This window comes from Nonomuraea sp. NPDC003754 (assembly GCF_053605785.1).
In genome coordinates, this window is sequence record NZ_JBSGJX010000001.1 from 140,641 (window position 1) to 163,339 (window position 22,699).

Annotated in this window: 20 protein-coding genes; 7 read left to right on the forward strand and 13 right to left on the reverse strand. The window is 70.2% G+C overall.

Annotation, left to right across the window (positions count from 1 at the left end; translation table 11 throughout):
* Positions 1–30: 30 nt before the first annotated feature.
* Entirely contained in the window at positions 31–1,023 is a 993-nt protein-coding gene (locus tag ACWEVS_RS00625) for a stage II sporulation protein M (protein ID WP_449920447.1), read from the reverse strand.
* A gap of 28 nt (positions 1,024–1,051) precedes the next feature.
* Here ACWEVS_RS00625 and ACWEVS_RS00630 point away from each other — a divergent pair, with 28 nt between their 5' ends.
* Positions 1,052–2,047 (forward strand): RDD family protein, encoded by a 996-nt coding sequence (locus ACWEVS_RS00630; protein WP_452549279.1) that lies wholly within the window; start codon positions 1,052–1,054, stop codon positions 2,045–2,047.
* 346 nt (positions 2,048–2,393) lie between these two features.
* Here ACWEVS_RS00630 and ACWEVS_RS00635 read toward each other — a convergent pair whose 3' ends face one another.
* The gene (locus ACWEVS_RS00635; RefSeq protein WP_452549281.1) at positions 2,394–3,710 is read right to left on the reverse strand and encodes an LVIVD repeat-containing protein; all 1,317 of its coding nucleotides are present in this window, start codon (positions 3,708–3,710) and stop codon (positions 2,394–2,396) included.
* A gap of 1,047 nt (positions 3,711–4,757) precedes the next feature.
* A complete protein-coding gene (locus ACWEVS_RS00640; protein ID WP_452417076.1) occupies positions 4,758–6,182 on the reverse strand; it encodes an LVIVD repeat-containing protein in 1,425 nt (474 codons plus the stop codon).
* Between the two features lie 158 nt (positions 6,183–6,340).
* On the opposite strand from ACWEVS_RS00640, the gene ACWEVS_RS00645 reads away from it, so the two are divergent.
* Entirely contained in the window at positions 6,341–6,976 is a 636-nt protein-coding gene (locus ACWEVS_RS00645; protein ID WP_452549282.1) for a DUF305 domain-containing protein, read from the forward strand.
* A gap of 253 nt (positions 6,977–7,229) precedes the next feature.
* Here the strand turns inward: ACWEVS_RS00645 and ACWEVS_RS00650 are convergent, their stop codons facing one another.
* The 3 genes from ACWEVS_RS00650 to ahcY form a co-directional block, all read right to left on the reverse strand.
* Positions 7,230–8,591: an LVIVD repeat-containing protein gene (locus ACWEVS_RS00650; RefSeq protein ID WP_452549283.1), complete on the reverse strand. Its 1,362-nt coding sequence runs from the start codon at positions 8,589–8,591 to the stop codon at positions 7,230–7,232.
* A gap of 86 nt (positions 8,592–8,677) precedes the next feature.
* Positions 8,678–9,898 carry an adenosylhomocysteinase gene (locus ACWEVS_RS00655; protein WP_452417080.1) on the reverse strand — a complete coding sequence of 407 codons (1,221 nt, stop codon included), beginning with the start codon at positions 9,896–9,898 and terminating at the stop codon, positions 8,678–8,680.
* Positions 9,899–10,314: 416 nt separating this feature from the next.
* Positions 10,315–11,742, reverse strand: coding sequence for an adenosylhomocysteinase (gene ahcY, locus ACWEVS_RS00660; protein ID WP_452549284.1), 1,428 nt, complete (start codon positions 11,740–11,742; stop codon positions 10,315–10,317).
* 100 nt (positions 11,743–11,842) lie between these two features.
* Here ahcY and ACWEVS_RS00665 point away from each other — a divergent pair, with 100 nt between their 5' ends.
* Both ACWEVS_RS00665 and ACWEVS_RS00670 read left to right on the forward strand, forming a co-directional pair.
* Positions 11,843–12,202, forward strand: coding sequence for a MerR family transcriptional regulator (locus ACWEVS_RS00665; RefSeq protein WP_354906001.1), 360 nt, complete (start codon positions 11,843–11,845; stop codon positions 12,200–12,202).
* Entirely contained in the window at positions 12,199–12,759 is a 561-nt protein-coding gene (locus tag ACWEVS_RS00670) for a GerMN domain-containing protein (protein WP_452549286.1), read from the forward strand. Before ACWEVS_RS00665 ends, ACWEVS_RS00670 begins: the two co-directional genes overlap by 4 nt.
* Before the next feature lie 37 nt (positions 12,760–12,796).
* Here ACWEVS_RS00670 and ACWEVS_RS00675 read toward each other — a convergent pair whose 3' ends face one another.
* From ACWEVS_RS00675 to ACWEVS_RS00695, 5 genes are read right to left on the reverse strand one after another with little or no spacing between them, the layout of a single operon-like run.
* A complete protein-coding gene (locus ACWEVS_RS00675) occupies positions 12,797–13,717 on the reverse strand; it encodes a cation diffusion facilitator family transporter (protein ID WP_449920428.1) in 921 nt (306 codons plus the stop codon).
* 43 nt (positions 13,718–13,760) lie between these two features.
* Positions 13,761–14,849, reverse strand: a complete 1,089-nt coding sequence (locus ACWEVS_RS00680) for an SIS domain-containing protein (protein ID WP_449920425.1) — start codon at positions 14,847–14,849, stop codon at positions 13,761–13,763.
* Positions 14,846–15,022, reverse strand: coding sequence for a Trm112 family protein (locus ACWEVS_RS00685; RefSeq protein ID WP_354906006.1), 177 nt, complete (start codon positions 15,020–15,022; stop codon positions 14,846–14,848). Before ACWEVS_RS00685 ends, ACWEVS_RS00680 begins: the two co-directional genes overlap by 4 nt.
* 4 nt (positions 15,023–15,026) lie before the next feature.
* The gene (locus tag ACWEVS_RS00690) at positions 15,027–16,373 is read right to left on the reverse strand and encodes a phosphomannomutase/phosphoglucomutase (RefSeq protein ID WP_452417084.1); all 1,347 of its coding nucleotides are present in this window, start codon (positions 16,371–16,373) and stop codon (positions 15,027–15,029) included.
* A gap of 40 nt (positions 16,374–16,413) precedes the next feature.
* A complete protein-coding gene (locus ACWEVS_RS00695; RefSeq protein WP_354906010.1) occupies positions 16,414–16,782 on the reverse strand; it encodes a DUF3499 domain-containing protein in 369 nt (122 codons plus the stop codon).
* A gap of 153 nt (positions 16,783–16,935) precedes the next feature.
* On the opposite strand from ACWEVS_RS00695, the gene ACWEVS_RS00700 reads away from it, so the two are divergent.
* Positions 16,936–17,376 (forward strand): metallopeptidase family protein, encoded by a 441-nt coding sequence (locus ACWEVS_RS00700; protein ID WP_354906011.1) that lies wholly within the window; start codon positions 16,936–16,938, stop codon positions 17,374–17,376.
* 205 nt (positions 17,377–17,581) lie between these two features.
* On the opposite strand, the gene ACWEVS_RS00705 is transcribed toward ACWEVS_RS00700, so the two are convergent.
* Positions 17,582–17,845: a WhiB family transcriptional regulator gene (locus ACWEVS_RS00705; RefSeq protein ID WP_354906012.1), complete on the reverse strand. Its 264-nt coding sequence runs from the start codon at positions 17,843–17,845 to the stop codon at positions 17,582–17,584.
* Positions 17,846–18,181: 336 nt separating this feature from the next.
* The gene (locus ACWEVS_RS00710) at positions 18,182–20,284 is read right to left on the reverse strand and encodes a hypothetical protein (protein ID WP_452549288.1); all 2,103 of its coding nucleotides are present in this window, start codon (positions 20,282–20,284) and stop codon (positions 18,182–18,184) included.
* 195 nt (positions 20,285–20,479) lie between these two features.
* Here ACWEVS_RS00710 and cofD point away from each other — a divergent pair, with 195 nt between their 5' ends.
* Together cofD and ACWEVS_RS00720 are read left to right on the forward strand one after the other, a co-directional pair.
* Positions 20,480–21,418 carry a 2-phospho-L-lactate transferase gene (gene cofD, locus ACWEVS_RS00715; RefSeq protein WP_452417087.1) on the forward strand — a complete coding sequence of 313 codons (939 nt, stop codon included), beginning with the start codon at positions 20,480–20,482 and terminating at the stop codon, positions 21,416–21,418.
* A complete protein-coding gene (locus tag ACWEVS_RS00720; protein ID WP_354906016.1) occupies positions 21,415–22,683 on the forward strand; it encodes a coenzyme F420-0:L-glutamate ligase in 1,269 nt (422 codons plus the stop codon). Before cofD ends, ACWEVS_RS00720 begins: the two co-directional genes overlap by 4 nt.
* The last annotated feature ends 16 nt before the right edge of the window (positions 22,684–22,699 follow it).

The window sequence follows — 22,699 nt, forward strand, 5'->3', positions numbered from 1 at the left end:
GACGGCCCGCTGGGCGGGGTTTTTCGCGCGTCAGGCCGTGGGGACGACGTCCGGCGCCCGCTCCAGGTCGCCCGTCTCGCCGGCCCGCTCGGCCTTCCGCCCGAACCAGCCGATGTAGGCGAGGAAGGCCACCAGCGCCAGTACCCCGATGCCCACCCGGGCCCACGTCGGCAGGCCCGAAGGAGTGACCAGCGCCTCGATCAGCCCCGACACGAACAGCACCACCACCAGCCCGACCGCCACGCTGACCACCGCCCTGCCCTGCTCGGCCAGCACGTCGATCCGGCGGCGCGCGCCCGGCGCGACGACCGTCCAGCCGAGCCGCATGCCGACGGCCGCGGCCAGGAACACCGCCGTCAGCTCGAGCAGGCCGTGAGGAAGGATGAGGCCGAAGAAGACGTCGAGCTTGCCCCGCGAGGCCATGAGCCCGCCGGAGATCGCCACGTTGGCCGCGTTCTGGAACAGGATCCACGGGATGGGCAGGCCGAGAAAGATGGCGTACACGATGACCTGCATGGACACCCACGCGTTGTTGATCCACACCCGGCTGGCGAACGACGCGGCGGGATTCTCCGAGTAGTAGTCGGAGAAGTCGTGCTCGACGAGCTGCTTGATCTCCTCGGGCGTGCCGATCGCGGCCTGCACCTCGGGGTTGCCCGCCACCCACGCGCCCATGATCCACGAGAGGGCCAGGAAGGCCAGCGCCGTGATCGCCCACCACCATCTGGCGCGGTAGGCCACCACGGGGAACGACACGGTGAAGAACCGCACGAACTCCCGCCACACGGGCACGTGCGCACCCGTCACCGCCGAGCGGGCCCTGGCCACGAGCGCCGACAGCCGTCCGACGAGCATCGCGTCCTGGGCGTCCGAGCGCACGATCGACAGGTGGGTGGACACCCGCTGGTACAGCTCGACCAGTTCGTCCACTTCCGCGCCGGTCAGCGACCTGCGTCGCCGTACCAGATGCTCCAGGCGATCCCAGGCCGGGCGATGCGCGGCGACGAAGGCGTCAATGTCCACCGGGACATTCTGGCACTAGGCTCCCCTTATGTCCGAGGTGGTAACCGGCGACGCGGTCGTCGTGGAGGTGCGGGTAGCGCAGCCGCCCATCAGGGCCGTGGCGCTCGCGATCGACATGATCGTGCAGATCGTGCTTCTGGTCGGGGCCGTGACACTGGTCTTCTCCGCCTCCGTCGTGTCCGACCCCGCCCTCGCCGCCGCGGTGTCGATCCTGATCAGCGTCCTGGTGATGGTCGGCTACCCGGTCGTCTTCGAGACGGCGACGCGGGGGCGCAGCCTCGGCAAGCTCGCGCTCGGCCTGCGGGTGGTCAGCGACGACGGCGGGCCCGAGCGGTTCCGGCAGGCGCTGTTCAGGGGGCTGGCCGGGGTGCTGGAGTTCTGGACGTTCTTCGGCGCGCCCGCGCTCATCGCCTCCCTGGTCTCGCAGCGGGGCAAGCGGCTCGGCGACGCGTTCGCCGGCACGATCGTGATCTCCGAGCGCGGGCCGAGCGGGACGTCGCAGCCGGTTCTCATGCCGCCCGAGCTGAGGGGATGGGCGCAGACACTGGAGCTGTCCCAGCTGCCGGACGAGGTGGCGGGGGCGGCCCGGCAGTACCTCTTGCGATGGCATGACCTGTCGCCCGCCGTCCAGCACGAGATGGGGGTGCGGATCGCCACCCAGGTCGCGGCCTACGTGACGCCCCCGCCGCCGCCCGGGGTGCCACCGCACGCGTACCTGAGCGCGGTGCTGGCCGAACGCCGTCGGCGGGACCATGCGCGCCTGGGTTATCCACAGGGCGCTCCTCATGCCGCCGGTCGTCCACAGGCTGCGCCGCGACCGCCGTCCATGCCGTACGGCGGGCCGTACGCTGCTCCGCATGCCCCGGCCGCACCACCACCCCCCTCGCAGCCCTGGTCCGCCCCCGGCTCCGCGCAGCCCGCGCCCGGCCGGTCCGGTCCCACGGGCGCTCCGCCGTCGGGTCCCGCGCCGGAAACGACCACCCCGCCCGGCCCCACCCCGGGCGGCTTCGCCCCACCCCAGTAACCGGGCCCTGCCTTCGTCGAGTGTCGCCAGGTGCGGGCGCCTCCCGGCACCCCGGGAGTGCCGTCGGACGCGCGGCTTTGCTTGTCGGGCGCGCGCCTCGCCGGCCCCCGACACCCCGACACCCCGACACCCCGGCACCCCGGCACCCCGGCACCCCGGCACCCCGGCACCCCGGCACCCCGGCACCCCGGCACCGGGGAGTGTTCTCGGGTGCGCGGATCGCCGGCACCTCGGTCTTCCGCCGACCGCCTCCGGGCGGGCCGTCCTGCGCGAAGGGCGGTGCCGCGCCGTCCCATGCCAAGGGCGGTGCCGCGCCGTATCGTGCGACGGCGCGGCACCGGAAGGGTCAGAAGGGCAGCTGGGTCTGCGTGTTCAGCACCTTCAGCCGCACCTTGGCCGCCGCGTCCGTCCGCTTGTCGGAGATCCGCAGCACGTCGAACCCCTGCTGGATGTCACTGCTGTAGACGAAGCCGTTGTAGTAGTACGCCGACCACGACCCGCCTGCCCGGCGCGGCTTCAGCGCGCCACGGTCGAAGTAGCCGATCTCCTTGGGGCTGGCCGAGTCGGTGAAGTCCCAGATCGAGACGCCGCCCTGGTACCACGCCTGCACCATGATGTCCTTGCCCTTGACGGGGATCAGCGAGCCGTTGTGCGCCACGCAGTTCTCCGCCGCCCCCTGATGGCGGGGGATCTTGAAGTAGGCCTTGTGTGTCAACTGCCCGTCCACGATGTCGAAGATCGCGTCCGCGCCGCGCTGCCCGCCGACCCGCTCGTTACACGTGGCCGACATGCCTCCGCCGAGCTCGTCGGTGAAGACCACCTTCGTCCCGGTGTTGTTGAAGGTCGCCGAGTGCCAGAAGGCGAAGTTCTCGTCGGTGACCGTCGCCGTCACCTTGGGGCGCTCACGGTCGGAGATGTCCATCAGCACGCCGTCGCCCATGCAGGCACCGGCGGCCAGGTTCTTGGAGGGGAAGACGGTGATGTCGTGACATCCGCTGGTGGGCAGCAGCAGACCGTTCTGCTGCTCGTTGCCGCCGTCGGGGAAGAGCACGGGCGTCGCGACGACCTTCGCGGCGGCCGGCTTGTCCAGCGGCACCTTGACGATCGAGATCTTGTCGTGGGGCGGCTTGCACTCGGCGAAGACGGGGGCCGGCATGTACGAGGAGACATACAGATAGACCGACTTACCCGACTTACCGGGCACCAGCGTGTGCGTGTGCGAGCCACAGGCCGTCTCGACCGCCTTCACGTACTTCGGCCGGGACTTGTCGCTGATGTCGAAGATCCTGATGCCCTCCCACGACGCCTTGCTCGTGGGCACGCCGTAGTCGCTCGAACAGGACTCGCCGTCGCGGGGGTCGTCCACCGACAGGAAGAGGAGGTCGCCGTGCACCGAGATGTCGTTCTGCGCGCCCGGGCAGTTCACCTGGCTGACGACCTTGGGCTTCACCGGGTTCTTGATGTCGTAGATCGTGAAACCGTTGTAGTTGCCCTGGAAGGCGTAGGTGCCCTGGAACGCCAGATCGGAGTTGAACGCGTCAGCGCCCTTGAACGATCCCGTCTTGGGCAGGTTGGCCACGTGCTGGACGTTGGGGCTCTTGTTGATCGTGTCAGCCGACTCCGCCTGCGCCGGCGTCGCGGCCGCCGCCAGAGTCAGGGCCATACCGGCCATCATGAACAAGCGGCCGAGTCTGGACGCCACCGAGACCTCCTGTCGAAACTAAACGATCAGACCGACCCACTATGTCACCACAAATCACGCTCAATCCGGCCCGATACCGAGCCGATACACCTCCCCCGGCAAACCCCGTACGGCACGCCCTCCCACAGACCACTCCGCCCGCAACCCCAGTCACCCCATCCCCCCAGCTCAGACCCTCACGCCGGTTCTCCGGCCAGCCGAACAGCCCCCCACACGCCCTCCGGTCCCCCGCCACCCGGACCCACGGCAGGCCCCTCCCTCCCACAGACCGCTCCGCCCGCAACCCCAGCCACCCCATCGCCCCAGCTCAGACCCTCACGCGGTTCTCCGGCCAGCGAAACAGCTCCCCACACGCCCTCCGGTCCCCCGCCACCCGGACCCACGCCCGCCCCCGCCCCCGCCCCCGCCCTCCCACAGGCCGCTCCGCCCGCAATCCCGGCCACCCAGTCGCCCCAGCTCAGACCGTCACGCCGGTTCTCCGGCCGGCCGAACAGCTCCCCGCACGCCTTCCGGCCCCCGCCACCCGGACCCACGCCCGACCCCGCCCTCCCACAGGCCGGTCCGTTCACGCCGCCGAAGAGCGTGACGCCTACCGCGTCGTCCTGCGCGGAGAAGGGGACGGCCGGGCGCTGCGCCGGTTCGTGGACGCGTTCGGCGAGGCGACCGCCACGGTGTTCCCGGCCCGCACCGAGGCGATGGACGCGACACCCGCGTCGACGTCGAGGTGCTCCCGAGCGGACAGGTCTCCGTGCTCCTGTGGTGGCTGGAGTCCGGCTCACCGCGACTGCCGGCCGAAGCGGTCACGCGGATGCTGCTCGCGCTCTCCCCTCACGGGAGGTGCAGGGCCAACGGCTCACGGGAGGTACTGGGCCGACGGCTTCGACGGCGAACCACCCACCACATCCACGTGACACGGCGCCCCCGCCATCGGGCAAGCCACACGAAAGCGGCGAGCCGCCAGGGATCTGCCCTGGCGGCTCGCCGAGTTGCGGAAGGAGGGGAAGGAACCTAGTCGCGGCCGTGCTCGGCGTACGACGGCTGCGTCTGGGCGTTCAGGAGGTCGAACTTGACGCTGTTGGCCTGGTTCGTGCGCGGGTCGTTGATCCGCAGCACGTCGAGCCCCAGGTTGAAGTCCGATCCGTAGATGTAGCCGTTGTAGTAGTACGCCGACCAGAAGCCGCCGGACAGCGGCGGAGCGGTGTTGTCGGGGCCGCGCTCGAAGAAGGCGATCTCCTGCGGGTTGGCCGAGTCGGTGAAGTCGACGACCGAGATGCCGCCCTGGTACCAGGCCTGGACCATGATGTCGCGGCCCTTGACCGGGATCAGGGAGCCGTTGTGGGCGACGCAGTTCTCGGTGTCCGCCTGGTGGCGGGCGATCTTGAAGTAGCCGCGACGCTCCAGCTTGCCGCCGACGATGTCGTAGTAGGCGTTGGCGCCCCGGTTGGCGCCGATGGCCGCGTTGCAGGTGGCACGGGTGCCGCCGCCGAGCTCGTCGGTGAAGATGACCTTGGTGCCCTCGTTGTTGAACGTCGCCGAGTGCCAGAAGGCGAAGTTCTCCGTGTCGCGGACGACCTCGGTGACGCGCGGGTGCTCGCGGTCGGAGATGTCGAGCAGGATGCCGTCGCCCATGCAGGCGCCGGCCGCGATGTCCTTCTCCGGGTAGGCGGTGATGTCGTGGCAGCCGCTGGTCGCCGACTTGCCGTTCGGGTACGGCAGCTGCACGCCCCCGTAGCCGTCCTCGTCGGGGATGCCGTCGCCGGTGATGTCCTTGGGCGGGAACAGCACCGGCGTGCCGACGACCGCGGCGGCCGTCGGGTTGTTCAGCGGCACCTTGATGACCGAGATCAGGTCGTGCGGCGGCTTGCAGTCAGGGAAGCTGGCGTTCGGGCTGTAGGACGAGACGTAGATGTAGACGTTCTCGCCCGTCTTGTCCGGCACCAGGGTGTTGGTGTGCGAACCGCAGTTGGTCTCGACCGACTTGATGTACGTCGGGTTGGTCTTGTCGCTGATGTCGAAGATCCGGACGCCCTCCCACGACTCCTTGATCGACGCGCTCTGCGACGTGCTGTTGCACGAGTCGTTGTTGCGGGAGGAGTCGACGGAGCCGAACAGCAGGTTGCCGTAGACGGACACGTCCATCTGGCCGCCCGGGCAGACCACCGAGCTGACGAGGGTGGTCTTCTTCGGGTGCTTGATGTCGTAGATCGAGAACCCGGCGTAGTTGCCGACGTAGGCGTAGTCGCCCTGGAAGGCCATGTCGGTGTGGATGTCGGTCAGTACGCCCGGCTTGGGCACGTTGGTGACGTGCTCGATATTCGGGCTCATGACGATCTCGCCGGGGGCGGGGATGTCAGACGCCTGGGCGGGCAGCGCCGTCAGGACCAAGGCGCCTGCCGCTCCGAGCATGACGAGGGCTTTGCGGGGGGTGATCACTCAGTTGCCTCCATAAAGGGGACATAAATGTAGAGAATCTTCGCCCGCGACCCGTCTGATGACCAGCGTCCAGAATGTCAGATGATATTGCGCTTTGCCGTCTTTTTAATGATCACGGTTATGGTTTACAGTTCGCTCTCTCGACACAGGGAGGTCAGGTGCGCGCCGCGCTCATTGTCATCACTGGTACGGTGATCGCCCTCTCGGGCTGCAGTGGTGACAGCCGTCCCGTCGCCGCCACGGACACGTCGACGGCACCGGTGCTCGCGCCGGGCAAACCGGGCGAGCCGGCACGGACGCTGTCGCCTGCCGAGGCCGCGACCGCCGTTCCCGCTCCCACGGCCAACGCGGCGGACGTCACGTTCATGCAGGACATGATCATCCATCACCGCCAGGCGCTCGACATGGCGATCCTCGCCCCGACCAGGGCCCAGTCGGAGAAGCTGAAGGGACTCGCCTCCCGGATCAAGGACGCGCAGGCCCCGGAGATCCAGTACATGACGACGTGGCTGCAGGAGCAGGGCCAGAAGGTGCCCGCCCACCACGCGGGGCACGCGACCATGCCGGGCATGGCCACCCCCGAGCAGATGGAGGCGCTGAAGGCGGCCTCCGGGGCGGCGTTCGACAAGCTGTTCCTGGAGTTGATGATCGCGCACCACAGCGGGGCGATCACGATGTCCACGAAGCAGCTCACCGAGGGCTCGCACCAGCGAATCTCCGAGCTGGCCACCGACATCGGCGCGGAGCAGACGGCGGAGATCCGGCGTATGCGGGAGATGCAGGCAGCCCTCTGACCGCTCCGTGAGGGCTGGCGGTACGGCCCGCACAGCCGTCCCGGCGACTCATCAGGGCCCCGTGGCGGAACGCACCGGTGGGACGCACGTCGCCGGGGCGCAGGAGCCCTACGGGAAAGTCGCCGGCGTGCGGGAGCCGTACGGGGAAGGTCGCCGGGGCGCGGGAGCCGTACAAGGAAGGTCGCCGGCGTGCGGGAGCCGTATGGGGAAGAGAGGGCCCGCGCCGATCGCGACGCGGCCCCGCGAGGCGCGGTCAGTGGCCGCGGCTCCGGTACCTGGACTGGGTCTGCACGTTCAGCCGGTCGAACCTGACGCCGTCGGCCGAGTTCACCCGCGGATCCCTCACCCTGAAGACGTCGAACCCGCGGAAGATCTCGCTCCCGTAGATGTAGCCGTTGTAGTAGTAGGCCGACCAGAAGCCGCCCAGCGTGAGCTGGGTGTCGTTGATCGGGCCGCGGTCGAAGAAGGCGATCTCCCGCGGACGGGACGAGTCGGTGAAGTCCCAGACCGACAGCCCGCCCTGGTACCAGGCCTGCACCATGATGTCGCGTCCCCTGACCGGGATCAGCGATCCGTTGTGGGCGACGCAGTTCTCGGTGCTCGTCTGGATCCTGGAGATCTTGTAGTAGCTCTTGAAGACGAGCTTGCGGCCGACGATGTCGACGATGGCGTCGGCGCCCCTGGTCGGGCCCTCGGCCGCGGTGCAGCGGGCCTGCGAGCCGCCGCCGAGTTCGTCGGTGAAGACCACCTTGGTTCCGGCGTTGTTGAAGGTCGCCGAGTGCCAGAACGCGAAGTTCGTGTCCCTAATCGTGTCGATGACCTTGGGGTGTTCCCTGTCGGAGATGTCGAGGAGGACGCCGTCGCCCATGCAGGCGCCCGCGGCGAGGTCCTTCTCGGCGTAGACGGTGATGTCGTGGCAGCCGCTGGTGTCGGCCAGGAGGTTGGGCTGCTGGGTGCGGTCGTTGCCGCCCTCGGGGAAGATCACCGGCGTGTTCACCACGGCGGCCGCGGCCGGGTTGCGCACGGGGACCTTCACGACCGAGATGCGGTCGTGCGGCGGCTGGCAGTCGGGGAAGTCGGCCGCCGGGAAGTAGGAGGAGACGTAGACGTAGAAGGCGTCACGCGACCTGCCCGGCACCAGCGTGTGGGTGTGGGAGCCGCAGCTGGTCTCGACGGACTTGACGTACTTCGGGTTGGTCTTGTCGCTGACGTCGAAGATCCGCAGGCCCTCCCATGAGCTCTTCTCGCGGGCCGACTGGCGCGTGCCGGAGCAGGAGTCGTCCTTCATCGACTCGTCGACGGAGGTGACCAGGATGTCCCCGTAGACGGTGACGTCCATCTGACCACCCGGACAGGTGACCGAGCTGACCAGCTTGGGGCGCTTGGGGTGCTTGATGTCGTAGATCGAGAATCCGCTGTAGCTGCCGACGTAGGCGTAGTCGCCCTGGAAGGCGATGTCGGTGTTGATCTGCACGCCGGCGGGCAGATCGAGGTGGGCTTCGTGCCGGATGTTGTCACTCTTGGTGACCTCGTCGCCGGCCGAGGCGGGGACGGGAACAAGGGCGATCGCCACCACGATCCCGGCCAGGAGGGAGGATAAGCCACGCAGTCCCATGGAGCCTCCAGAGATGGAAATGTCCTGGATTATCCCTAGAGTCGGTGGATCAACCAAGTGATTGTCCGGGAACTGTCACACGAAAATCAGGAGCCCGTCCGCCAGGAGTGGAGGTAGTCCTCCTGCTCGGCGGTCAGCCGGTCGATCTCGATGCCCGCCGCCGCCAGTTTCAGCCGCGCCACCTCGATGTCGATGTCCTCGGGCACGTCGTAGACGCCCGGCGCCAGCCGTACGCGCTCGACGGCCAGCCAGGCGACGGCCAGCGCCTGGGCCGAGAAGGACATGTCCATGACGGCGGCCGGATGCCCCTCGGCGGCCGTGAGGTTGACCAGGCGCCCCTCGGCCAGCAGCAGCAGGCGGCGGCCGTCGGCGAGCACGTACTCGTCGGTGTTGGGCCGCACCCCCGGATTGAGCGCGACGGCCAGCCCCTCCAGCCCGCGCACGTCGACCTCGACGTCGAAGTGGCCCGCGTTGGCGAGGATCGCGCCGTCCTTCATCACCGACAGGTGCTCGGCCGTGATGACGTCGCGGTTGCCGGTGACGGTGATGAACAGGTCGCCGACCTGCGCGGCGGCCGCCATGGTGCGCACCTCGTAGCCCTGCAGGGAGGCGTCGAGCGCCTTGACCGGGTCGATCTCGGTGACGATCACCCGCGCGCCCAGGCCCTTGGCCCGCTCGGCGACGCCCCGCCCGCAGTAGCCGAACCCGGCCACCACGACCGTCCGGCCGGCGAGCATGACGTTCGTGGCGCGCATGATGCCGTCGAGGGTCGACTGCCCGGTGCCGTACCTGTTGTCGAACATCCGCTTCGTCCGCGTGTCGTTGACCGCGACGACGGGGAACCTCAGCGCGCCCTCGGCCGCCATCTGGCGCAGCCTGATGATGCCGGTGGTGGTCTCCTCACAGCCGCCGCTCACGCCGTCGAGCAGGTCGGTGCGCTCGGTGTGGAGGATGTTGACCAGGTCGCAGCCGTCGTCGAGGACGAGGTCGGGCGCCAGGTCGAGCGCTTGATGGATGTGGCGGTAGTAGGTCGCCCGGTCGACGCCCGCGCGCGCGTGGACCGCGATGCCGTAGTCCTTGAGCGCCTCGGCGACGTCGTCCTGGGTGGAGAGCGGGTTGGAGGCGGCCAGCGCGATCTCGGCGCCGCCCGCCTTGAGCGCGCCCATGAGGACGGCGGTCTCGGCGGTCACGTGCAGGCACGCGGCGATCCTGAGGCCGTCGAGCGGGCGCTCGCGCCCGAACCGCTCCCCGATCGCGGTGAGGACGGGCATCGCCCTCCCCGCCCACGCGATCCTCCGCTCTCCCACCACATCTCCAGTCTCTTGTACGGCAAGCCGGCCCGGCGCCACCGTGGTCACCGGTGACCGCCCGTCCATCACAGCACTCCAGCGGGACTCCGGTGGCCACCGTCACGTCGTATCGTGCACCGGCTTCCGCGGACGGCCGTCCCGCCGGCCGCCCGCCATCGGCTCGTCGGGGGCCGCGACAGGGCACCGGAACCCTGCCGCCAGGTCTTCGGGGCGCCGTGACGGCGGGGACCGGAGTCCTACCGGGCGGCGCGCCCGCGGCGGGCGGTGACCCGGTGACCGCGCAGGCGCCAGGCCCGGCTTGCCGTACGGGCCCGGCCCCGCGAGAACGGAAACCCCCACCCGTCCCGACGGGTGCGGCCGGGATATGGGACGACGGCGGGTGCCCGGCCGGGCGCCCGCCGTCGGGAGGAACGTCAGTAGCGGTAGTGGTCCGACTTGTACGGGCCCTCGACGTCGACGCCGATGTACTCCGCCTGCGCCTTGGTCAGCGTGGTCAGCTTGACGCCCAGCGCGTCGAGGTGGAGGCGGGCGACCTTCTCGTCCAGGTGCTTGGGCAGGGTGTAGACGCCGATCGGGTACTCCTCGGTCTTGGTGAAGAGCTCGATCTGCGCGATGACCTGGTTGGTGAAGGAGTTGGACATCACGAACGACGGGTGGCCGGTCGCGCAGCCCAGGTTCATCAGGCGGCCCTCGGCCAGCACGATGATGGAGTGGCCGTCGGGGAAGACCCACTCGTCGACCTGCGGCTTGATGGTGTTCCTGACGATCCCGGGGGTCTTCGCGAGCCCGGCCATGTCGATCTCGTTGTCGAAGTGGCCGATGTTGGAGACGATCGCCTGGTGCTTCATCTTGGCCATGTGGTCGGCCGTGATGATGTCGAAGTTGCCGGTGGTGGTCACGAAGATGTCGGCGATGCCGACGACCTCCTCCAGCGTGGTGACCTGGAAGCCGTCCATGGCCGCCTGGAGCGCGCAGATCGGGTCGATCTCGGTGACGATGACACGGGCGCCCTGGCCGCGCAGCGCGTCGGCGCAGCCCTTGCCGACGTCGCCGTAGCCGCAGACCACGGCCACCTTGCCGCCGATGAGCACGTCGGTGGCCCGGTTGAGGCCGTCGATGACCGAGTGGCGGCAGCCGTACTTGTTGTCGAACTTCGACTTGGTCACCGAGTCGTTGACGTTGATCGCCGGGAACAGCAGCGAGCCGCTCTTGAACATCTCGTAGAGGCGGTGGACACCGGTGGTGGTCTCCTCCGTCACGCCCTTGATCTGCTCAGCGATCTGCGTCCACTTCTTGTCCTCGCCGACCGTGCGGGTGAGCAGGTCGATGATGACGTGCCACTCCTCCGGGTCCTCGTCGGAGGCGGCGGGGACGGCGCCGGCCTTCTCGTACTCGGCGCCCTTGTGGACCAGCAGCGTGGCGTCGCCGCCGTCGTCGAGGATCATGTTCGGGCCCTCGCCGCCGGGCCAGGTGAGCGCCTGCTCGGTGCACCACCAGTACTCCTCCAGCGTCTCGCCCTTCCAGGCGAAGACGGGGACGCCCTGCGGGTTGTCGACGGTGCCGTTGGGGCCGACGGCGACCGCGGCGGCGGCGTGGTCCTGGGTGGAGAAGATGTTGCAGCTGACCCAGCGGACCTCGGCGCCGAGCGCGACGAGCGTCTCGATGAGGACGGCGGTCTGGATGGTCGTGTGGAGCGAGCCCATGATCTTCGCGCCGCGGAGGGGCTGGGAGGCCGCGTACTCCTTACGAACCGCCATGAGGCCGGGCATCTCGTGCTCGGCGAGCCGGATCTCCTTGCGGCCGAAGTCGGCAAGTGAAAGGTCGGCGACCTTGAAGTCCATCTGATTACCCCTCGATACACGAAGTTGTCGCCGTCGAGTTTAGGCGCCGGTTCTCCGAGCCGCATCTCGCGGGGGCTGAATCTTCCACAAGAATGTAAGGATGCGCATCACTGAGGCAGCGAGACGGTTGGGGATGTCCCCTCGCATGCTCCGCTACCGGGAGGCACTGGGACTGTTGCCGCCGGTCAGGGAGCAGGGCGCGCACCGCAGGTTCACCGAGGAGGACCTGACGGCCGTGGCCCAGGCCGTGGAGCTGGAGAAGCGGTTCGACGTCTCACCCGCCGAGCTGGCCTTCGCGTTGCGGGCGCTGGCCGAGCCGGCGGTGACCCAGGCCGTCAGGGACCTGGGCCTGCGGATCGGCCGCCTCCACGCGCCCAGGAGGGCACTGGACTTCGAGAAGGAGAAGGCGTTGCGACTGCTGCAAACCAGAGGCGCGAACGGACCGTCCAACCGGATATGAAGGCTCTCCTCACGGCCACCGCGCTGGCGGTGGTTCCCGCGCTCGCCCTGATGCCCGCGCAGGCGTCAGCGGCCTCCCCCGCGGCCTCGACGGCCGCCTCGACGACCTCCGCAGGTGGCTCCTCGGGCGCTTCCTCAGGCGGGACGGTGAAGGTCTACTTCTCCGCCGACTTCGACGTCCCCGGCAAGGTCGTCGCCGTCACCAGGAAGGCGCCCGACCGTGGGGTGGCCACGTTCGCCATCCAGCAGCTCATCAAGGGCCCGACCAAGGCCGAGCGCAAGCGTGGCCTGCACTCCGAGCTCGGCCCGCAGATCAGGGGCAGGTCCGACTGCGGGGCCGACTTCAAGCTGTCGATCAAGAGCGGCACGGCCACGCTGCGCTTCTGCCGTACGGTGTTCGGGCTCGGCGTCGGCGGCGACGCACGCATCCTGCACACCATCGACAGGACGCTGCGTCAGTTCAGCACGGTCAAGAAGGTCATTTCCCTCGACAAGGACGGCCGCTGCCTGTTCGACCAGACCGACCGCGGGACCTCCTGCATCACCGGGCACGAGTGAGCCGCGCCGGCCACCACGGGGAGGCCGCCGAGAGGGCTCATCTGGCGGCGGCCTTGTCCAGGTCCGGCTCGAGATAGATGACGCGGGCGATGGGGACGGCGGCGCGGATGCGCTGCTCGGCCTCGTCGATGCCGCGGGCCACCTCGGCGGCCGTGTCGTCGTGGGCGACCGCGATCTTCGCGGCGACCAGCAGTTCCTCGGGGCCCAGGTGCAGCGTGCGCATGTGGATGATGCGGCTGACCTCGGGGGCGCTCTCCAGCGCGTTCCTGATCTGCGTCTCGACCTCGGGGGTGGCGCCCTCTCCCAGCAGCAGCGACTTGGTCTCGATCGCCAGGATGATCGCGATGACCGCCAGCAGCGCGCCGATCATCACCGTGCCGACGCCGTCCCAGAGGCCGTCGCCCGTGACCACGGCCATGGTGACGCCGAACAGCGCGAAGATCAGGCCCAGCAGCGCGCCGAGGTCCTCCAGCAGCACCACCGGCAGCTCGGGCGACTTCGACCGGCGGATGAAGGCCCACCAGCTCTGGCTGCCGCGGTGCTCGTTCGACTCCTTGATCGCCGTCCTGAACGAGAAGCCCTCGGCGATGATCGCGAAGATCAGGACGCCGAACGCCCACCCCGGCGACTCGACGGGATGCCGCTCTGCGATCTTGTGGAAGCCCTCGTAGAGCGAGAACACCGCACCGATCGTGAACAGCACGACCGCGACGACGAAGGCGTAGAAGTAGCGCTCCCTGCCGTAGCCGAACGGGTGCTGGGGGGTACGGCCCCGCTGCGCCCGCTTGCCGCCGACCAGCAGCAGCGCCTGGTTGCCCGAGTCGGCCACCGAGTGGATCGACTCCGCCAGCATGGACGAGGAGCTGGTGAACACGAACGCGACGAACTTGGCCACGGCGATCGCGAGGTTCGCCCCCAATGCCGCGACAATTGCCTTGGTACCGCCACTCGCGCTCAACACACTTCTCCGCTCATGCCACTGGATTCCCGGACATGGGATCCTATTGGGAAAGTCTCGCCTTTAGCTCTGTGATCGAGGTCACCGGGGTCGGATCAGTGCCGTACCCGAGCGCGAGGTAGGCACTCGCGTAGTCGCCCAGCTCGATCAGCGTGGCCAGCCGTTCGAGCGGCGTGACGCCTTCCGCGGTCAGCTCGCTGACCGGGACCCCGCGGTCCTGGGCCATTCTGAGCAGCTCCTGCGGACGGTCGTCGGCCTCGCGCAACACGACCAGGCGCAGCGTGCGCTCGGCGGTGTCGGCGAAGATGTCGCGCTGGGCCAGCGGGCCGTCGAGCACGGCCAGCTGGTTGTGCCCGGCCTCGGGGATCTCGCCCCAGATCGCCGGATACTTGGCGTTCTCGTTGAGCTGGAGCGCCAGCCGGTGGGCGGCGACCGCCGTCAGCGGCGAGGTCCCCCAGAGCACGGGCACGCTGTCGGCCAGCTCCATGGCCAGCGACTTGCCCGGGTTGATGAACGACTCGCTCGTGGGACGGCAGCGGTGCGCCATCTCCTCCAGCGCCCTGGCCGCCCCCTCGAACAGGTCGGCGTCCGCCTGCGCGATCCCCAGCGACCCGGCCGCCACCAGCAGAGGTACGGCCAGGCCCCACAGGTTCGCGCGCGAAGGGCCGTGCGCCCGCACCGGCACGAACAGCGCCGAGGCCTGCGTGGCGATCGCCTGCAACGGCGACTCCGGAGCGCTGACCACCAGCAGCGACGCGCCCCGCCGTACGGCCTCGGTCGCCGCGGCGAGCGTCTCCGCCGTCCGGCCCGAGCTCGACACCGCCATCACCAGGTCGGTCGCGCCGACCCAGCCGGGCAGCCGGCCGGAGCGCACGGTGATGATCGGCAGCGGTGCGCCGTACCCGCAGACCGCGGCCAGGATGTCGCCCGCGAGCGCGGCCGCGCCCATGCCCGCCACCACGATCGCCCTGGGCCTGCCGTCACGGGTGAGGCGCGCGACGCCCGCCTCGCTCGCGTCGCGGTGGGCGGTGCGCACCTGCGCGGCCGCGGAAGCGACCACGGGCAGCATACCGCCCTGGTCGGCCTCGGCGAGCAGGGTCTGATCGTCGAGCCGCTCGGGCTCCCAGGTCACGGCTTCCTTGCCTCGTCCACGAGCAGCACCGGGATGTCGTCCCTGACCGGATAGACCAGGCCGCAGCCGGTGCAGGCCAGCTCGTCCGTGCCGTCGGGGTCGTCCTGCGCGCGCAACGGCGCCTTGCACGCCGGGCAGGCCAGGATCTCCAGCAGCCAGTCGTCGATCTTCACTGTTTCAGCTCCTTACAACGGCGAGGACCTCGTCCCTGATCGCCGCCATCTGGCTCGGGTCGGCCGCCTCGGCATTCAGCCTGAGCAGCGGCTCGGTGTTGGACGGACGCAGATTGAACCACCAGCCGGACCCCGTCACGGTCAGGCCGTCGAGCTCGTCGAACTCGCCGCGGCCCGTGAAACGCTCACGCACCCGCCGCAGGGCCTCCTGCTGGTCGGCGACCGTGCTGTTGATCTCGCCGCTGGCACTGTAGCGCGCGAACGGCGCCAGCACCTGCGACAACGGCCGATCCTGCTCGCCCAGCGCGGCCAGCACGTGCAGCGCGGCCAGCATGCCGGAGTCGGCGAACCAGAAGTCGCGGAAGTAGTAGTGGGCCGAGTGCTCCCCGCCGAAGACCGCGCCCGTGCGGGCCATCTCGGCCTTGATGAAGGAGTGACCCACCCGGGTGCGCTCCGGCACGCCGCCGTGCTCGGCGATGATCTCCGGCACGCCGCGCGAGGTGATCAGGTTGTGGATGACGGTCGAGCCCGGGTGCTTGGCCAGCTCGCGGGCCGCCACCAGGGCCGTGATCGTGGACGGCGAGACCGACTCGCCACGCTCGTCGATCACCCAGCACCGGTCGGCGTCGCCGTCGAAGGCCAGCCCCAGGTCGGCGCCGTTGTCGAGGACGGCCCGCTGCAGGTCGCGCAGGTTGTCGGGCTCGATCGGGTTGGCCTCGTGGTTGGGGAAGGTGCCGTCGAGCTCGAAGTAGAGCGGCGTCACCGTGATCGGCAGCCCCTCGAAGACCGCGGGGACGGTGTGACCGCCCATCGCGTTGCCCGCGTCGACGGCGACCCTGAGCGGTCTGATGCCGGACAGGTCGACCAGGGAGCGCAGGTGCCGGGCGTAGTCGTGGAGCAGGTTCTTCTCGATCCTGGTGCCGGTACGGCCGGCGGGGATGCCGCCGGCGAGGTAGCCGGCGGCCCTGTCGCGGATCTCGGTCAGCCCGGTGCCGGCGCCCACCGGCACCGCCTCGGCCCGGCACATCTTCATGCCGTTGTAGCGGGCGGGGTTGTGGCTGGCGGTGAACATCACGCCGGGCAGACCGAGGCTGCCGCTGGCGTAGTAGAGCAGGTCGGTGGAGCCGAGCCCGGCGTCGATCACGTCCGCGCCCCTGGCGGTGGCGCCGCGGATGAAGGCGTCGGCCAGCGCGCGCGAGGAGACCCGCATGTCATGGGCGAGGACGGCCTGCTCGGCGCCGAGCACGTCGACGAACGCCGCCCCGACGGCCTCGGCGCTCTCCTCGTCGAGCTCCTCGGGCACCACGCCGCGCACGTCGTACGCCTTGAAGATCCTGGAGAGATCGCCCACTCGTCCGCCCCTTGGTCGCCTGCTTACTGGGACGAGCCTACTAGCGCTCCCGGTGGGGTTGGGCGGAGCGCAGAACACGCAGATGACCGCGCCGGCCGACCTCCACACCCTGCCCGACGGGCTCGGTGCTGCCGGACGAGGGCGGCCTGGCCGCCTCGCGCACGGCGTTGGCCAACGCCTCGAGGTCATCGGTGCTCGGGCTGGCACCGTCCGTCGGCAGGCGCACGACCTCCCAACCACGGGGGGCGGTCAGCCGTTCGGCGTGTTCGGCGCACAGGTCGTAGCAATGCGGCTCCGCGTACGTCGCCAAGGGGCCGAGAACAGCGGTCGAGTCGGCGTATACGTACGTGAGCGTGAAGACGGCAGGCTGACTGCACGCAGTGCGGGAACAGCGACGGACGGGGCTCACGGAGGGACCGTATCTGCTATGCGTGCGAGGCGCCACTACCTGAGCACTCTTAACGAGCGTGTCGCCACAATTCGGACACCTGTCCCACTGTTTCCACCCACCTGTACCGATGTCGGCCCTGATTGGGTGCGGCCGAAAGCTTAAGCTTGGGGTGTGACACCGACGCGCGGCCCTCGACGGCGCGACCGCCACGGGCGCGGCCTTCGCGGTCCGCTCGCTCCCTCGTACGTTCCCCTTGCCCGCTCGCGCAGCGAGCGCTTCGACGACCTCGTCCTCGACGCGGTCGACCGGCTGAAGCCCAAGTGGGGCAAGCAGCTGGCCGCCGTGGAGTTCGCGGTGGAGGAGGTCCCGCCGGCCAGCGAGCTGGGCGACGGGCCCGGCCGGCTCGGATCGGACCCGATCCCCTTCGGCCGCGCCGACGCGGCGTCGGGCTCCCAGCCGGCGTCGGTGGTGATCTACCGGCGGCCGCTGGAGGCGCGGGCACGCGACCGCGACATGCTGGGGGCGCTCGTCCACGACACGGTGGTGGAGCAGGTGGCGTCCCTGCTCGGCGTGTCCCCCGAGACGGTCGACCCCGGCTACGACGAACGCTGACCACCCCGGCCACGGACCGGAGGGCCCTTCCGGGGAAGCCCGCGGCCGAGCCGTTCCTGCTGCTGTTGCCGGCGCCGACGACACGGTCGGCGGGTCGGCCCCAACCGGGGAGATGATCAGCGTCGGGCACCATGACAGCCGAAAAGGGTCACGCGGCAGACACCGAACCGCCGCGTGACCCTTCGTAGATATCTCGTTGAATCAGTTAAACGGCCTGCTTCTTGATCCTTCGGCGTTCCCGCTCGGACAGCCCACCCCAGATGCCGAACCGCTCGTCGTGCTCGAGTGCGTATTCCAGGCACTCGGCCCGCACCTCGCATGAACGACAGACCTTCTTGGCCTCTCGGGTGGAGCCACCCTTCTCCGGGAAGAACGCCTCAGGATCGGTCTGAGCGCACAACGCACGCTCCTGCCAGCCGAGTTCTTCAGCCTCAAGCTGATCTTGTGCGATGACCACCAAGTCGGTCACTGCACACCTCCCTGCCGCCCGCCCGCAATGGAGCCCCCCATAGACGCCTCCCTCTATACCCCTCCTGGAGGCGTAACAACATGGCTGTAATTACACGCGCGGGCCGTGGCCGACGTCAAGCGGCATGCCGGTATCCGGGGAAAGACCACCTCGCCCCGGTGTGCTTGCCATGGGAGGTTCACGACCGTGTGAATCCGGTATCCATGGCCTTGCCGTGACTTGTTCAACGCTGTCAGCGGTCGGAACCGTACCAGGGCAGACTTGACGCCCGCCCAGGGCCCACCTTCTCTCTATCCGGAATTGACCGACCTCTTACCGGCCCTCTTACCGGCCTTTTTACCGGCGCGGATCGTTCGGCGTGTAGATGGCCGTCGGGTCGATAGGGTCGTCTCCCGGGCGGTAGCCGCTCTGGTCGAACCTGATCGTCGACTCGGCGTGCTGCCCCTGCGGGTAGGTGGCCGCGGGCGGGGACTGCGGGTGGCCGAACGGGTCGTCGTAGGGCTGCTGGTACGGCTGCGCCGCGTCGAAGTGCAACTGCGGATGCGTGCCGGCGGTCGACTGCTGGTAGCTCTCCGCCTGCTGGTAGGCGTGCAGCATCTGCTGCGAGCGCGGGTCGACGGGCGGGTCGGGCTCGGCGTAGGGCGGCTGCTGCTGCGCGTACTCCTGGCCCGAGTAACCGGCGAACGGGGTGCCGCTCTGCTGCTCGAAGGCGGGCGGCTGCTCGTAGTAGGGCTGCTGCTGCGGCTCCGCCTGCGGGTACGGCGTGCTCGGCGCGGTCTCGGCCGGCTGGTAGGACGGCGTGTCGTAGGCGCTCGGCGGCGTGTCGTAGGCGGCCGGTGCGCTCGGCGGCGGGTTGTAGGCGTTGGGGAGGCTGTCGGCGGGCACGTACGGCGCGGGCTGGTAGTCCTGCTGCGGCGCGAAGCCGTTGCTCGGCAGCGTCTCGGACGGCGTGTAGCCGTTCTGCTCCTGCGGCGAGGCGTAGGATGCCGGCTCGGGCCGGTAGGTCTGGGGCTCGGGCGCGTAGGCGCTCGGCTGCGGCTCGACCGGCGCGTAGGCGGGCTGCTGCGGCGTGTCGTAGGCGGTCTGCTGGGGCGCCTCGGCGTAGGGGCTGTCCAGCGAGGTGTAGGCGCCCGGCTGCGGCGCGTAGAGGCTCTGCGACTCGGGCTGGGCGGCGTAGAGGTTCTGCGACTCCGGCTGCGGCGCGTAGGCGCTCTGCGGGTCCGGCTGAGGTGCCGCGTAGGCGCTCTGCGGTTCCGGCTGGGGCGCGTAGAGGTTCTGCGGCTCAGACGGCGACGCGTAGAGGCTCGGCGACTCCGGCTGGGGCGCGTAAAGGCTCTGTGACTCCGGCTGCGCGGCGTAGACGTTCTGCGACTCCGGCTGCGGCGCGTAGACGTTCCGCGACTCCGCCTGGGGGGCCGCATAGGCGCTCTGTGACTCCGGCTGGGGCGCGTAAAGATTCTGCGGCTCCGGCTGCGCGGCGTAGAGGTTCTGCGACTCAGGCAGCGGCGCGTAGGCGCTCTGCGGCTCCGGCTGAGGCGCCGCGTAGGCGGTCTGCGGCTCGGGCTGCGGCGTGGGCGCGGGCGGCAGGGCGGGCAGTTCGGGTCTGGGCGGCGGCTGGTAGGCCACCTCCGGCTGGACCTGCTGCGGGGCGGGGCCGGCGGCGGCGCCCTGGCCGAACGGCTGCTGGTCGTAGCCCTGCGGGCCGCCGTGGGCCGCCGGCTGCGAGGCGTGACCGGAGGAGGGGGGCTGCTGGGCGTACCCGACGGTGGACTGGCCGTACTGCTGGGTCTGGCCGGGGGGCTGCTGGCCGTACTGCTGGCCGGAGGGGGGCTGCGGCGCGGAGGGGTGCTGGCCCTGCGGCTGCTGGCCCGAAGTCTGCTGGCCCGGAGTCTGGTGGCCGGGCGCCTGGCTCGGAGGCTGCTGGCCGAAGCTCTGCTGACCGAATCCGGGCTGCTGGCCGAAGCCTGGCTGCTGGCCGTACCCGCTGAAGGAGGGGGTGGCAGGACGTGCGGCGAGCACCTGCGGGAGCAGGTAGACCACGCCGAGTGCGGTGAGCGCGAGGGTGGGGACGCCGGTGAGCACGAAGGCCAGCAGAGCGGCGAAGCCCAGGCCCGCGAACAGGCCCAGCAGCAGCGCGATGGCGCCGAAGACGGCACCCGCGGCCAGCGTGCCGGCCGCGCCGTAGGCGATGGTCTTGGCCTTGGGGGTGGGGCTTCCGCCCAGCTGGGTGACCAGGACCACGGCGCCGACGGCGAGCGCGGCCCCGACGGGGCTCGTCAGGTCACCCTGGACCATGCGCGCCCTGAGCACCAGCGAGGACACCGTGCCGGACTCGGAGACCAGCAAACGCACGAGCGCGGCGAGGACGTTCCCCGCCGCGACGGCAAGCATGATCAATGCAGCCGGCTCTCTCAGCCGGCTGACGTCTATTTTGCTCACAGTTAACCCCCTGCTGGTGGCTTACCACCCGAGGGGAGTTTGCCACATACCTGACTTTGGTGGCGGGAGTCCCAGCAAGCTCATCTACCCCAATCCTCCCTGATCAGCCCAGATGCACTGAAATTTCATGACATGAGGACATGGAACGCTGCCGCTCCGGACAGGTCTCCGAGACCCGGATGCAAGACTGACGGCATGCGTATCGTGTCCCTAGCCGGCGGCATCGGCGGAGCCCGCTTCCTGCGCGGCCTGCGTGCCGCCGTCCCCGACGCCGAGATCACCGTCATCGGCAACACCGGTGACGACATCACCCTCTTCGGCCTGCGGGTCTGCCCCGACCTCGACACCGTGATGTACACGCTCGGCGGCGGCATCAACGAGGAACAGGGCTGGGGGCGAGAGAAGGAGAGCCACGTCGTCAAGGAGGAGCTGGCCGCCTATGGCGTCGAGCCGCAGTGGTTCGGGCTCGGCGACCGTGACTTCGCCACCCACATCGTGCGCTCGCAGATGCTGGAGGCCGGCTACACCCTCTCCCAGGTGACCGAGGCGCTGTGCGCGCGGTGGCAGCCGGGGGTGCGGCTGCTGCCGATGAGCGACGACCGCTGCGAGACCCACGTCGTCATCAGCGACGACCAGGGCCGCCGCGCCGTCCACTTCCAGGAGTGGTGGGTACGGCTGCGCGCCTCCGTGCCCGCCGAGTCGATCGCGCTGATCGGCGCCGACACGGCCAGGCCCGCCCCGGGCGTCCTCGAGGCGATCGCCGAGGCGGACGTGGTGATCCTGCCGCCCTCGAACCCGGTGGTGAGCATCGGCACCATCCTGCAGATCCCCGGCATCCGTGACGCCCTGGTCGCCAAGACGGTCGTCGGCGTCTCCCCCATCATCGGCGGGGCGCCCGTGCGCGGCATGGCCGATGCCTGCCTGACGGCCATCGGCGTGGAGACCAGCGCGCAGGCCGTGCTGTCCCTCTACGGCGCCGACCTGATCGACGGCTGGCTCGTGGCGGAGGAGGACGCCGCCGTCGCCCTCGACGGCGTGCGCGTCGAGGCCCGGCCCCTGATCATGCACGACGCCGACGCCGCCGCCGACATCGCCCGCGCCGCCCTGTCCCTGGCCGAGGAGCTGAAGCGATGACCGCCGGGATCCAGGTCTTCGGCGTCCAGGGCATCGGCGAGGTCCGTCCCGGCGACGACATCGCCGCGCTGCTGAAGGCGGAGGACCTGCGTGACGGCGACATCGTCGTCATCACCTCCAAGATCGTCAGCAAGGCCGAGGGCCGCCTCCGCCAGGACACCGACCGCACCGCGGCCATCGAGGAGGAGACCGACCGCGTGGTCGCCAGGCGAGGCGACACCGTCATCTCCCAGACCCGCCACGGATTCGTCATGGCCGCGGCCGGCGTCGACGCCTCCAACACCGAGCCGGGCACCGTCCTGCTGCTGCCCGAGGACTCCGACGCCTCCGCGCGCCGGATCAGGGCCGCCCTCGGCGGGCGCGTCGGCGTCATCGTCTCCGACACCTTCGGCCGGCCATGGCGGCACGGGCTCACCGACGTCGCCGTCGGCGCGGCGGGCGTGCGGCCGCTCGAGGACTTCAGGGGCGGCACCGACACCCACGGCAACCCGCTCGTCGTCACGGTGACCGCGCTGATCGACGAGATCGCCGCGGCGGCCGAGCTGGTCAAGGGCAAGGTCGCGGGCGTCCCGGTGGCGATCGTGCGCGGCCTGTCCCATCTGGTGACCGATGACGACGGTCCGGGGGTCCGCCCGCTCATCCGTCCCGCCGACGAGGACCTGTTCCGTTACGGCTCCCGCGACGTGGTCTTCGCCCGCCGTACGATCAGGGAGTTCTCCTCCGCCCCCGTCGACCCGGAGGCGGTACGGCGGGCCGTGGCGGCCGGCATCGCGGCCCCCGCGCCGCACCACACGACGCCGTGGCGGTTCGTGCTGGTGGAGTCGGCCGAGACGCGGCTGCGGCTGGTGGACGCCATGCGCGAGGCGTGGATCGCCGACCTGCGCGGCGACGGGTTCTCCGAGCAGTCGATCGCCAAGCGGATCAGGCGCGGCGACGTCCTGCGGAACGCCCCCTACCTGGCCGTGCCCTGCCTGGTGATGGAGGGCTCGCACACCTACCGCGACGACAGGCGCAACGCGGCCGAGCGGGAGATGTTCGTCGTCGCGACGGGCGCGGGGGTGGAGAACTTCCTGGTCCAGCTGGCGGTGGAGGGGCTCGGTTCGGCCTGGGTGTCGTCGACGATGTTCTGCCGCCCGGTGGTGCGTGAGGTGCTCGACCTGCCCGAGTCGTGGGACCCGATGGGGTGCGTCGCCATCGGGCACGCCGCCGCGCCGCCCCGCGACCGCGCCCCGCGCGACGCCGCCGACTTCATCGTCACCCGCTGACCCGCCGGGAGCCCGC

What these genes read in the sequence shown, in the direction of transcription:
- ACWEVS_RS00630 (WP_452549279.1), top strand. Translation starts at nt 1,052, where the DNA reads ATGTCCGAGGTGGTAACCGGCGACGCGGTCGTCGTGGAGGTGCGGGTA.
- ACWEVS_RS00635 (WP_452549281.1), bottom strand. Translation starts at nt 3,710, where the DNA reads ATGGCCCTGACTCTGGCGGCGGCCGCGACGCCGGCGCAGGCGGAGTCG.
- ACWEVS_RS00650 (WP_452549283.1), bottom strand. Translation starts at nt 8,591, where the DNA reads ATGGGACTGCGTGGCTTATCCTCCCTCCTGGCCGGGATCGTGGTGGCG.
- ahcY (WP_452549284.1), bottom strand. Translation starts at nt 11,742, where the DNA reads ATGGACTTCAAGGTCGCCGACCTTTCACTTGCCGACTTCGGCCGCAAG.
- ACWEVS_RS00665 (WP_354906001.1), top strand. Translation starts at nt 11,843, where the DNA reads ATGCGCATCACTGAGGCAGCGAGACGGTTGGGGATGTCCCCTCGCATG.
- ACWEVS_RS00670 (WP_452549286.1), top strand. Translation starts at nt 12,199, where the DNA reads ATGAAGGCTCTCCTCACGGCCACCGCGCTGGCGGTGGTTCCCGCGCTC.
- cofD (WP_452417087.1), top strand. Translation starts at nt 20,480, where the DNA reads ATGCGTATCGTGTCCCTAGCCGGCGGCATCGGCGGAGCCCGCTTCCTG.
- ACWEVS_RS00720 (WP_354906016.1), top strand. Translation starts at nt 21,415, where the DNA reads ATGACCGCCGGGATCCAGGTCTTCGGCGTCCAGGGCATCGGCGAGGTC.